The following is an 11051-nucleotide window of genomic DNA, read 5'->3' on the forward strand; positions in this document are numbered from 1 at the left end:
CCGGCCGCATTCCCACCTTGCCCACGGAGCCTGTCATGCCCTGCACACTGCGCTTGCCGTCGCCCGCCCGGGCGCGGACACCGGCGGCCGCATCATGAGCCGCCCGATCTGGCCCGCGCCGCTCGAGGGCTGGCTGGCGCTCGATCGCCGGCAGATGCTCGGCGGGATCGCCGCCGGCGCCGTTCTGGCTGCCACCGCCGACGTGACTGCGGCGCTTGCCGCCCCTGCCTCCCCCCGCACCGGAGACCATACCATGGCGTTCTTCACCACCACCGACGGCACCGAGATCTTCTACAAGGACTGGGGCAGCAAGAGCGCCCAGCCGATCGTGTTCCACCACGGCTGGCCGCTCAGCGCGGACGACTGGGACGCGCAGATGCTCTACTTCCTCGACAAGGGCTTTCGCGTGATCGCCCATGACCGCCGCGGTCACGGCCGTTCGACCCAGACCGACACCGGCAACGACATGGACACCTACGTGTCCGACGTGCTGCAGCTGGCCGAGCACCTCGACCTGCGCAACGCCGTGCACATCGGCCACTCGACCGGCGGCGGCGAAGCCGCGCGCTATGCCGCCCGCGCTCGTCCGGGCCGCATTGCCAAGGCCGTGCTGGTCGGCGCGGTGCCGCCGATCATGATCAAGTCGGCGCGCAACCCCGGCGGCCTGCCCAAGGACGTGTTCGACGGCTTCCGCAGCGCGCTCGCCGCCAACCGCGCGCAGTTCTACCTCGATGTCGCCAGCGGCCCGTTCTATGGCTTCAATCGCCCCGGCGCGAAGGTCTATCCCGGCACGATCCAGAACTGGTGGCGCCAGGGCATGATCGGCGGCGCCAAGGCGCACTACGACTGCATCGCGGTTTTCTCGGAAACCGATTTCACCGAAGACCTCAAGTCGATCACGGTGCCCACGCTCGTGCTGCACGGCGAGGACGACCAGGTCGTGCCGATCGCGGACTCGGCGCAGCTGGCGATCAAGCTGCTCAAGCACGGCACGCTCAAGACCTATCCGGGCTATCCGCACGGCATGCTGACCACCCACGCCGATGTGCTCAACCCGGACCTGCTCGCCTTCATCAAGGCTTGATGCGTACAGGCGCCTTCCTCTCGGCGCCTGTCAACGGCCGGTGCTCCCCAGGGAGTGCCGGCCGTACTGCGCATGGCGGGCGGGATCTTGACCCGTGCTGCATTGCAGCGTTAAGTCTGCATCCGTTCCCTCGGCGGGCAGACCGATGAGCACGCAAGCCGCCTATCCGTTCTCGCGCGAGGAAGCGCCGCTGTTTCCCGGCGCCCCCTGGTCGCCGCGGCACACCCCCCTCAATCGCGCCATCTATGCGCTCAGTGCCTTCGTGATGGCGATGGCGAGCGGCTTCGGCAACGGACTGATCACCGCCAATCTTGCGTTCACCGCCGGCGACATCGGGCTGACCGTGGCGGAGGGCAGCCTGCTCCTGGCGGTCTACGTGGCGTTCAATGCCACCGCCAATCTCACGCTGGTCAAGGCGCGTGTGCAGTTTGGTATCCCTGCGACGATGCACGTCGTGCTCGGCGCGCTGATCGCGGCGCAACTGGTGCAGATCGCGGTGCCGTGCTTTGCCACCGCGATCGTCGCGCGCGCCGTCAGCGGGGTGGCGGCCGGCGGGCTCAGCACGCTGTCGCTCTACAACATGTTCCAGGTCTTCCCGCTGCGGATGCGCCCCGTTGCCGCAATTCTCGGCTTTTGCCTGCCGCAGCTGGCCATTCCGCTGGCGCGCATGGTGCCACTGTCGATCATCTCGATGCACGAATGGCAGGGCCTGCACCTGATCGAGCTGGCGCTTGCCATTGGCGCCTGGGGGATGCTCAACCTCATGCCCCTGCCGCCCAATTCTCCCGCCCGCGCCTTCGAGCCGCTCGACGTGGTGACGGTTGCGCTGATCATCGTGGCGATGCTGCTGGTCTGCACGGTCATGGCTGTAGGGCGATACGACTGGTGGACCGACACGCCCTGGCTCGGCTGGGCGCTGGCCGCCGCGCTGCCGCTGATCGGCGCGGCGCTGATGATCGAGGACCGGCGCCAGTCGCCGCTGCTGTGGGTGCGCTGGTTCGCCACGCGCGACGTGCTGTTCTTCATCGCCGTTGCCGTCATCATCCGCCTGGCCCTTGCCGAACAGACCTATGCGGCGGTGGGCCTGCTGTCGCTCGGCGGGCTGACCAGCGACCAGTTGCATGGCCTGTTCCTTGGCGTGCTGCTCGCGGAAATCGCCGGGATCGTGGTGGTGTGCATCTTCAGCAAGCCGCATCAGGTCGTGCCGTTGATGTCGATCGCGGCCTTTGTCATCGCCTTCGGGGCCTGGCTCGATACCCATTCCACCAGCCTGACCCGCGCGCCCGAGCTCCTGCTCAGCCAGTCGCTGCTCGGCTTCGGCACGATCCTGTTTCTCGGCCCCGCGCTGATGTTCGGCATCGGCCAGATCATCAAGCGTGGGCCGACCCATCTGGTCAGCTTCATCGTGCTGTTCAGCACGACGCAGAATCTCGGCGGCCTGGCAGGCTCGGCCGCGCTGGGCACGTTCCAGACGATGCGCGCGCGCACCCATGCGCAATACCTCGCCGATGCCGTATCGCTCGGCGATCCGCTGGTGACGCAGCGCCTCGCGCAGTACGCCGGACGCCTGGCACCGCAACTGGTCGATCCGGCGCTGCGCGACCGGCAGGCGCTGGGCCAGCTGTCGCAGGCGCTCAATGCGCAGGCCAGCGTCCTGGCTTTCAACGACACCTTCTGGGTGGTGACTGTGGTGGCGCTGACCGCTGGCATCCTCACCGCCGCCTATGCCCTTCGTGAAAAGGTCCAGCGCGACCGGCTCCAGCGCTCCAGCGAAAGCGTGCCTGCATGACCGACACTTCGCCGCCCCCCTCGTCCCCGGCACAAGCCACGCCCACACCCGCGCCCGCTTTGCCGCCGGTCGCGCCGGTATGGACGCCGCCCGAGCGGCCGTGGTGGATGACGGTGGTGTTCGTCGCTGCACTGGCGCTGTCGATCCTGCTGGTCCTTCTCGTGTGGCGCATCGGGCCGTTCGCCGGCAGCATCCAGCGGACCGACAACGCGCTGGTGCGTGGGCGGACCGTAGTGCTCGCCCCGCAGGTCAGCGGCTATGTCGAACACGTGCTGGTACGCGATTACGACCGGGTCGGTCCCGGACAGCTGGTGGCGCTGATCGACGACGACATTTATCGGGCACGGCTGGCGCAGGCGGAGGCGAACCTTGCCCTCGCCAAGGCCAACCTCGACAACAGCGCCCATACCCGCGAGGCGCGGGCCGCGGCCCTCTCCGCGCAGGATGCGGCGATCGCCGATGCAGCGGCGCAGCTGCAGCGCGCACGCGCCGACATGGCGCGCGCGGCGGACCTCGTCAAAGGCGGCGCGATCTCGGTGCGCGAGCGTGACCAGACCGCAGCCACGTTGGTGCAGGCCGAAGCGAACTTGCGCCGCGCCGGGGCTGGCAGCCAGGTGGCGCGCGAGGACCTCGCTTCGGTCTCGGTGAACCGGGCAGGGCTGGACGCCCAGGTCGCGGCGGCGCGTGCGCAAGTGCGGCTGGCGACGATCGACCTGCTCCACACCATAATCCGCGCGCCGGCGGGCGGGCAGCTCGGTGAGATTCATGTGCGGCTCGGCCAGTTCGTCACCAACGGCACGGCGCTGATGGAACTGGTACCCCCCGACCGCTACGTCATCGCGCTGTTCAAGGAAGCGCAGACCAGCGCGATGGCGGTGGGGCAGCCCGCCAGCTTCACCGTCGATGGCCTGGCCGATCGCCGCTTCGCCGGGCACATCACGCGCATCGCGCCCGCGACCGGCTGGGAATTCGCGGTGCTCAAGCCCGACAATGCGACAGGCAACTTCGTCAAGGTGCCGCAGCGGCTGGGCGTGCTCATTACGCTCGATCGCGGCCAGCCGGCGGCCGCCCGGCTGCGTCCCGGCATGTCGGTGGTGGTCAGCGTCGATACCGCGGGCGGCCCGCGATGAGACGGGGGCATCCGGCGGCCGCCCTGCTGGCGTTGGCACTGGCATTGCCGGCATGCGCCGGGCCGCGCCCGCCGCTTCCCGCAGGGGCGGCACTGGCCGTGCCCGATCACTGGCGGTCGGGTGAGGCGCCCCAGGCTTCGGCACCGATCGCGGCGCAATGGTGGCAGGCACTGGGCGATCCGGCTCTCGATGCGCTGGTGGAGGAGGGGCTCGCCGCGAGCCCCGATCTCCTCGCCGCCACCGCGCGGATCGAGGTGGCCCGTGCGCAGTTCCGCCTGGCCGGCGCGCCCGGGCGGGTTGCGGTCAGCGCCGATGGCGGCGGCGCGACGAGCCGGACGATCAACGCCTTCGGCCAGGGCCTCGACCAGACGCAGGCCAATGGCGAACTCGTCGTCTCGTGGGAGGCGGACCTGTTCGGGCGCATCCGCGCAGCCAGCGACGCCGGCCGTGCGGCGCTTGCCGCCAGCGTCTATGCCCGCGACGGCGTGTCCGTGGCGCTCGCGGCGACGATCGTCACCGGCTACGTCGGCCTGCGCTCGCGCGATGCGCAAGCCGACATCGCCAAGGCGACTCTTGCGGCCCGCGATGCGGAACTGGCGGTGATCCGCCGGCGCGCGGCGGCGGGCTATTCGGCCCGGCTCGAGCTCGCCCAGGCCGAGACCGCGCGCGAGGCCACCGCGCGGCTGGTGAGCGAGAGCGAACTGGCGGTGACGCGGCAGGAAAACGCGCTCTCGGTACTGGTTGGGCGCGCGCCCGGTCCGATCGCGCGCGGTCTGCCGCTGGGCCGCATGGCGGGGCTTGCCGTGCCCTCGGCGCTGCCCGGGGACCTGCTGCGCCAGCGCCCCGACGTGCGCGAGGCGGAGCAGCGCATCGTCGCGGCGGATCGCACGCTCGACTCCGCGCGCGCCGCGTTCATGCCGCGGCTGACGCTGCGCGGTTCGCTCGGCGCTGCGGCCTCGACCGCGCTGGCCGATCCGATCACGCTGTTCTCGGCCGGGGGCTCGATCCTCGCGCCGATCTTCCAGCGCGGCGAACTGCGCGCCAATGCCGATGTTGCCGCCGGCCAGCGCGACATCGCCGCCTTCGCCTATCGCAAGACGGTGCTGACCGGGTTGCAGGAAGTCGAGGACGCACAAGCCGGTCTTGCCCGCTACGACGAACAGGCGGCGATCAGCGCGCGGCAGGTCGCGTCGGCGCAGCAGGCCTATGACCTGGCGCGCAGCCGCTATCGCGAGGGCTATGCCGCCTATCTCGAACAGCTCGATGCGCAGCGCACCCTGCTCGATGCGCAACTGCGCGCGGTGACGGTGGCCGAGGCCCGGCTGGCGGCGCTGGTGGCGCTGACCCGCGGGCTCGGTGGCGGCTGGGTCGCACCGGCGTCTGTTGAGCCGACACGATAAATGTATTGATTAATCACCAACTCTCCCGCACAACCCAACTGCGCCTGCGAAAGTCGGGCGGCCAAGGGCACGGAGCGGCATCATGCCGCCGGAAGGAGAGCGATGCGCGACCAAGCCGACGAGCGGTTGCTGGCGCCCGCATATGGGCGCCGCTTCATCATCATGAGTTTTCTCGTCGCGACGTTCAACTTCGCGGATCGATCGGTGTTCGCGGTCTCCGCGCAGGCGATCAAGAGCGACCTCGCCTTGACCGACTTTCAGCTCGGCATCCTGCAGGGGCTGGCGTTTGCGGTGCTTTACGCGTTGCTCGGCGTGCCGATCGGCCGGCTGGCGGAACGCGTCTCGCGCGTGAAGATCATCACCGCCTCGATCGTGTTCTGGTCGGGCATGACCATGGCCTGCGCGGCAGCCGGCAGCTTCGCGCAGATGATGCTGTGCCGCATCGGCGTCGGCATGGGCGAGGCGGGATCGCAGCCGGCGACCTCCTCGCTGGTGGGCGACCTCTTCGCCCGCAATCGCCGCGCCTCGGTCATGGGGCTGATCCTGCTCGGCTCGCCGATCGGGACGTTCGTCGGCGCATCGGTCGGCGGCTGGGTCGCCGGGCAATGGGGCTGGCGCGCCGCCTTCGTGGCGATGGGCCTGCCGGGTTTGCTGATCGGCGTGCTCGTACTGCTGCTGCTGCGCGAACCGCGCCGCGGGCTGGCCGACGGGCTTGGCGCCGAACCGCGCCCCGCACCCGATTTCCGCGCGTTCCTGAAGGTCATGCGCACCAAGCCGGCGCTGGTCTGCGTGATTGCCGGCGGCGCGCTCGCCGGCTTCGGGATGAGCTCGATCTCGCAATTCCTCGCGGTCTATCTCGCCCGCGCCTATGACTTGCCGGCACGCACGGCAGGCACGCTCTACGGCACGATCTCGGCCCTGGCGCTGGGCAGTGGTCTGCTGATCGGCTCGTTCGGTACCGACTGGCTGGCGCGGCGCGGTGACGGGCGCTGGCCGGCCTGGGGCGCGGCGATCGGGCTGTTCATCGCTCCGTTCGCATACTGGATCGCGCTCAATGCCGCGACGCCGCTGACGGGCACGGTGCTGCTCATCATCGCGGGCTGCTTCCTCCTGCTGTACTACGGCCCGACCACCGGCATGATCCAGAACCTCCTGGAGCCGCGCATGCGCGCCACCGGCGCGGCGGTGTTCGGCATGTTCTATACCCTCGTCGGCTATGGCGGCGGGCCGACGTTCGTGGGCTGGATGAGCGACCGCTTCGCCACGACCGCATTCGGCTCGGCTGATTACCTGACGCGCTGTCCGGCGGCCAAGCCTGGCGCGGCGCTGGCGGCGGGTGCGACCGATGCGCTGCACCATGCCTGCGCGATGGCCGCCGCCAGCGGCCTGCGAAGTGCGCTGATGGCGGCGGTCTGCGTATTCTTCATCGCCGGCACGCTGTTCCTCGTCGCCGCGCGCACGCTTCGCCGGGACTATTACGTCGCGGACGCCCCGGCATGAGCCTGCGCCCCTGGTTCGAGGCCTATCTCGACGCGTTCAACCGCAACGACTTTGCAGGCTTCGGCGCCTATTACGCGCCCGACGTGGTCTTCGTGGGCCAGGCGGCGCAAGTGACCGGGCGTGAGGCGGTGCTGGCGTTCTATCGCACGGTAAAGGCACGGCTCGACGAGACGCTGGAACTCCTGACCTTCGTGGGCGCGGCCGACGGCACCCGGATCGCGGCCGAAGTGTGCACCCGCCTCGTCGCGCGCGAGGACTGGCCCGACATGCCGACTGGGGCGATGCGCGCAGGCGACCGGCGCGAGAGCGTGAACTTCATTCTCTATGACATCGCCGATGCGCGCTTTACCCGCGTTCGCTCGGCCCGCTTCGGCCCGAGGGCCGGCGTATGAGCCCCGAGGCGCGCCTTGCCGCCTATATCGACGCGTTCAACCGCAGCGACTATGCCGCGCTGTGCGAGTTCTATGCGCCCGACGTGCGCCTGGTGATCGGCAACGGCACCGAACTGGTCGGGCGCGAGGCGATCGTCGCGTTCTACAAGCCGGTCAAGGCGGTGACCGCGCGGACCATGGTGATCCGCCAGTGCTTCCACGAAGGCTGCGTGCTGGCGGCCGAGCTGGAGTCCGAATTCCTCGCGCTGACCGATCTGCCCGATTTCCTGTCCGGCCCGATGCGCCGAGGCGACCGGCGCGGGCATTCGAGCGTGGTGCTCTACGATTTCGCAGGCGAGCACTACACCCGCATCCGCGCCGCCGTGATGCACCGCACCTTCACCCCTGCCGCCTGACAGAGAGGCCCCTTCTTTTCAAAGGAGCGGGTTGGGGGTGGTTCGAGGCCTGGCGCAAATTGTCATGAACTTACCGCCGCCCCGGCCAGGCAAAGGCATCGTTCGGCTCGATCTTCGGCGCCTGCGGGCTGAACGAGGCGGCATCGTTGACGTCGCGACCATTGTAGCGCGTCGCCGTCGGGTAGGCGTAGAGCGGACGGCGGCGCAGTTTGCCGTCCTCAAGGCGCGCCACGGCCAGCACGGCATCCGGCGCGCGGCCCTGTTCCACCCATTGCACGACCGCGCCGAGGAAATCCTCGTCATAGGGAATGTAGCCGCCCCGGCAGTGATAGCCGCCGGGCACCGGGAACATGCGCGCGAAGGCGCGGGCCGGGCCAAGCCCGCCGGCACGGTCGCGTAACGCCTGGTAGTAGTCGAGCATCCCGCGGGCGCCGGCGGCGTTGTCGGCCATGCCCTGCCACAGGATCAGCCTGCCCCCGCGCGCGGCGAAGGCGGAAAGGTCGGGGTCCGTCGCATCGAACGGCGCGCCGGCCGCCAGCAACTGCGCCAGGCTGGCGCGCGTGAAGCGCCAGTCGCGCCAGCCGAACGTGGCAGGCAGCACCCCCGGCATCAGCAGGCGGGTGATGAACGATTCGGCTGCGAACTTGCCGCCCCCCGTCGCCGCGCCGGGGCCGACCCAGCCAAGCTCGGACCCATAGGGCGCGCCACCGGGAAAGAGCGCGGTGCCATCGGCGTCGTGCGGCCCGCGGTAATAGGCCTGCGCGGCGGCGACCTGGGCGGGCGTCAGGCAATCGGGCGTCCCAGCCTTTTGTGGGCAGCGCAGCGTGGCGGGATCGAAGGCGCAGCGGCGGGGATCGTCTATCTGTCCGTCGGGTATGCCGTCGAGGCGGTCGCAGGCGGCGATCACGCCGCGGTGAAGCACGGCGACCGCGCCCGGCGTGAAGATCGGGTTGCCGGCTGCATCCAGCCCGGCCTGCGCCTCCCACAGGAACAGCTGCATCGCCGCAGGCATCGAGACCGACGAGCCGGCGACGATGCCGTCGAAGTCCTGCGGGTAGCGCTGCGCCTCCATCAGCGCCTCGCGCCCGCCGCCCGAGCAACCGACGAAATAGCTGGCCCTTGGCGCAACTCCATAGAAGCGCGCGACGATCGCCTTGGCGGCGACGGCGGTGGCATGGGTTGCCTTGTGCGCGAACTGGGCGCGCAATTCGGGGTCGCTGGCCCAGGTGGCATCGCCGATCCCGGCACCGAAATGGCCGCCATTGTCGAAGGCCGTGGCAAAGCTGCCCTCGCCCAAGTGGGCATTGCTGCAGGTGGGCGTGATGGTGTCGCCGATCACGCCGCACATCCCGCCGCACCCGCCCTGCAGGAAGCGGCCCTGATAGCCGGTCAACGGCAGGCGCAGCGTGAAGCGCGTTTGCGGCGCGGCATAGGCATCGACCACGCAGGCTGGCGGACGGCCTGCACCGCCGGCGCCCTCGTGCGCGGCGATCACGCGATAGGCGATGTCGCCGGCCTGCGATGTGGTGGGCGTGACCAGCGCGGCGCAGGCCATGACCGGGGCGATCGCCGTCCGCGGCGGCAGGGCCACGAGCGACGCGTCGCCGGCCGCATGGGCGAGTCCCGCGAAAAGCAGCAGGCACAGCGCCAGCGCGATGCGGCGCACCGTCATGCCAGCGCCTGCTCGATCAGCGCCTGCTCCGCGCCCAGTGGATCGGGGCGTGCCGCGCTGGCGCTGTCGAACACCATGGTTGCGCGCCGGGGCAAGTCATAGGCCGGCCAATGCGGGACGGCACTGCCGTTCGGATTGCCGGTGCGGGCGAAATTGGTCCAGGCGGCGCTCATCACGTCGGCCAAGGCCTGCGCGCCGGCAGGATCGGGTCCGAGCAGGCCTGGGGCGGAGGCAACCGTGTCGAACACCAGCGGCAGTTCGAGCCCGTGCGGGCTGCGCATCCGGCCGCCCTGGCCCGGCGCACGCCAATCGATCAGCGCGGCGAAGACCGGGGCGCCCTGGCCTGCGCGCCGCTCGGCGGCGATGCGCGCGTTGCGGCCCATGCCGAGTTCGGTGGTGACCTGGAAATAGACGTCGCTGGCGCTCGCCGCCGGGTGCAGCGCGCGCCAGCCCGCGATCAGCGGTGCGGGATCGCGCACCTTGCCCGCGAGCATGGCGGGCAGCTTCGCCCAGTCGAGATCGAACGCGCCGGGCGGTGCAAAGAGGCCGGTGGTCTCGGTCGCGGTATGGCAGACCAGCAGGGGTACATCGGGCGAGGGCGGCGGCGCGCCGGGTCCGAAGGGGGTGTTGGGCACGACCACGCCATCGGCAACCACGCCCGGCCCCTTGGTGGGATCGCCGCCCGTGACGGCCTGGAGCGCGTCGAGCAGGCGCGCGGCCGGCACCGCGCGCAGGGCCGCGATCGCCCCGGGGGCGCCCGGCGCGAGGCCGAGCTTGCGGATGATCGCGGCGGTCTGCGCCTCGGCATCTGCGGGCGCGATGGTATAGGTCCCGAAGCCGCTCTCGAGGATCGCGCGGTGGAACAGTCCGCGTGCCGCCGGCATGGCGAGCAATGCCGCCACCTTGGAGCCTCCGCCCGACTGGCCGAACACCGTGACATTGCCTGGATCGCCACCGAACGCGGCGATGTTGTCGCGCACCCAGTGCAGCGCCGCGACGCCGTCGAGCTGGCCCGCGTTGGAGATCGCCTCGCCCGCCTTGGCGAGGCTGCCGAAATGGAGATAGCCGAAGGCGTTGAGGCGGTGATTGATCGTCACCAGCACGACATCGCGCCGCCGGCACAGGCGCACGCCGTCGTTGACCGGCTCGTCCCCGCCGCCGAGTGCGAAGCCGCCGCCATGGAACCACACCATGACCGGCCTCCGCGCCATGGCCCCGGCCGGCCGCGACGATGGCAGGCCGGGGGTCCATATGTTGAGGACGAGGCAATCCTCGCCCTGCACCGGGCCGCCGGACGTGGCCGGGGCGCCGGGCGGGGCCAGTTGCGGCGCGCGTGATCCGAAGGCGAGCGCGGATCGGACGCCCCGCCAGCGCGGCGGCGGAGCCGGGGGCAGGAAGCGCCGCGCGCCGCCGGTATCCGCGCCATAGGGGATGCCGCGAAAGACGTGCACGCCGCCATCCACGGCACCGCGCACCAAGCCGCCCTGCGTGCGCACCACGCCGGGTTCTGTGGCAGGTGCAGCGCGGAGCAAAGGCGCGCCCAGGATCAGGGAGCCGCCCGCGGCTGCCCCGGCGAGCAGGCGGCGACGGGCGAGCGAGCCGGTAGCAAGGCGAAAGGGCGGCTGGTGCATCGGCTTCGCTCCGGCTCGATCAGGGAATGGGGGTGGGGCCTGCCGCGATGGGATGGGA

9 protein-coding genes are annotated in these 11051 nt (G+C 70.7%); 7 read left to right on the forward strand and 2 right to left on the reverse strand.

Features of this window, described 5'->3' with window-relative positions; all coding sequences use genetic code 11:
• Positions 1-253: 253 nt before the first annotated feature.
• From V7Q48_RS16280 to V7Q48_RS16310, 7 genes are all read left to right on the forward strand, one after another.
• Entirely contained in the window at positions 254-1084 is an 831-nt protein-coding gene (locus V7Q48_RS16280) for an alpha/beta fold hydrolase (protein WP_333839745.1), read from the forward strand.
• A gap of 145 nt (positions 1085-1229) precedes the next feature.
• Positions 1230-2873: an MFS transporter gene (locus tag V7Q48_RS16285; RefSeq protein ID WP_333839725.1), complete on the forward strand. Its 1644-nt coding sequence runs from the start codon at positions 1230-1232 to the stop codon at positions 2871-2873.
• Positions 2870-4003, forward strand: a complete 1134-nt coding sequence (locus V7Q48_RS16290; RefSeq protein ID WP_333839727.1) for an HlyD family secretion protein — start codon at positions 2870-2872, stop codon at positions 4001-4003. Before V7Q48_RS16285 ends, V7Q48_RS16290 begins: the two co-directional genes overlap by 4 nt.
• Positions 4000-5403 (forward strand): efflux transporter outer membrane subunit, encoded by a 1404-nt coding sequence (locus V7Q48_RS16295; RefSeq protein WP_333839729.1) that lies wholly within the window; start codon positions 4000-4002, stop codon positions 5401-5403. Before V7Q48_RS16290 ends, V7Q48_RS16295 begins: the two co-directional genes overlap by 4 nt.
• A gap of 102 nt (positions 5404-5505) precedes the next feature.
• On the forward strand, positions 5506-6903 hold the full coding sequence (locus tag V7Q48_RS16300; RefSeq protein ID WP_333839733.1) for a spinster family MFS transporter: 1398 nt from the start codon (positions 5506-5508) through the stop codon (positions 6901-6903).
• A complete protein-coding gene (locus V7Q48_RS16305) occupies positions 6900-7295 on the forward strand; it encodes a nuclear transport factor 2 family protein (protein WP_333839736.1) in 396 nt (131 codons plus the stop codon). Before V7Q48_RS16300 ends, V7Q48_RS16305 begins: the two co-directional genes overlap by 4 nt.
• Positions 7292-7690, forward strand: a complete 399-nt coding sequence (locus V7Q48_RS16310; RefSeq protein ID WP_333839739.1) for a YybH family protein — start codon at positions 7292-7294, stop codon at positions 7688-7690. The genes V7Q48_RS16305 and V7Q48_RS16310 overlap by 4 nt, the downstream gene beginning before the upstream one ends.
• Positions 7691-7760: 70 nt before the next feature.
• Here the strand turns inward: V7Q48_RS16310 and V7Q48_RS16315 are convergent, their stop codons facing one another.
• Positions 7761-9362, reverse strand: coding sequence for a tannase/feruloyl esterase family alpha/beta hydrolase (locus V7Q48_RS16315; protein ID WP_333839741.1), 1602 nt, complete (start codon positions 9360-9362; stop codon positions 7761-7763).
• Positions 9359-10993, reverse strand: coding sequence for a carboxylesterase/lipase family protein (locus V7Q48_RS16320; protein ID WP_333839743.1), 1635 nt, complete (start codon positions 10991-10993; stop codon positions 9359-9361). Before V7Q48_RS16320 ends, V7Q48_RS16315 begins: the two co-directional genes overlap by 4 nt.
• Between the last annotated feature and the right edge of the window lie 58 nt (positions 10994-11051).

The organism is Novosphingobium sp. (genome assembly GCF_036803765.1).
GTDB lineage: Bacteria > Pseudomonadota > Alphaproteobacteria > Sphingomonadales > Sphingomonadaceae > Novosphingobium.

Excerpts from the sequence above, each read along its gene's own strand:
- V7Q48_RS16290 (WP_333839727.1), top strand. The coding sequence starts at position 2,870 with ATGACCGACACTTCGCCGCCCCCCTCGTCCCCGGCACAAGCCACGCCC.
- V7Q48_RS16285 (WP_333839725.1), top strand. The coding sequence starts at position 1,230 with ATGAGCACGCAAGCCGCCTATCCGTTCTCGCGCGAGGAAGCGCCGCTG.
- V7Q48_RS16280 (WP_333839745.1), top strand. The coding sequence starts at position 254 with ATGGCGTTCTTCACCACCACCGACGGCACCGAGATCTTCTACAAGGAC.
- V7Q48_RS16305 (WP_333839736.1), top strand. The coding sequence starts at position 6,900 with ATGAGCCTGCGCCCCTGGTTCGAGGCCTATCTCGACGCGTTCAACCGC.
- V7Q48_RS16295 (WP_333839729.1), top strand. The coding sequence starts at position 4,000 with ATGAGACGGGGGCATCCGGCGGCCGCCCTGCTGGCGTTGGCACTGGCA.
- V7Q48_RS16300 (WP_333839733.1), top strand. The coding sequence starts at position 5,506 with ATGCGCGACCAAGCCGACGAGCGGTTGCTGGCGCCCGCATATGGGCGC.
- V7Q48_RS16315 (WP_333839741.1), bottom strand. The coding sequence starts at position 9,362 with ATGACGGTGCGCCGCATCGCGCTGGCGCTGTGCCTGCTGCTTTTCGCG.
- V7Q48_RS16310 (WP_333839739.1), top strand. The coding sequence starts at position 7,292 with ATGAGCCCCGAGGCGCGCCTTGCCGCCTATATCGACGCGTTCAACCGC.
- V7Q48_RS16320 (WP_333839743.1), bottom strand. The coding sequence starts at position 10,993 with ATGCACCAGCCGCCCTTTCGCCTTGCTACCGGCTCGCTCGCCCGTCGC.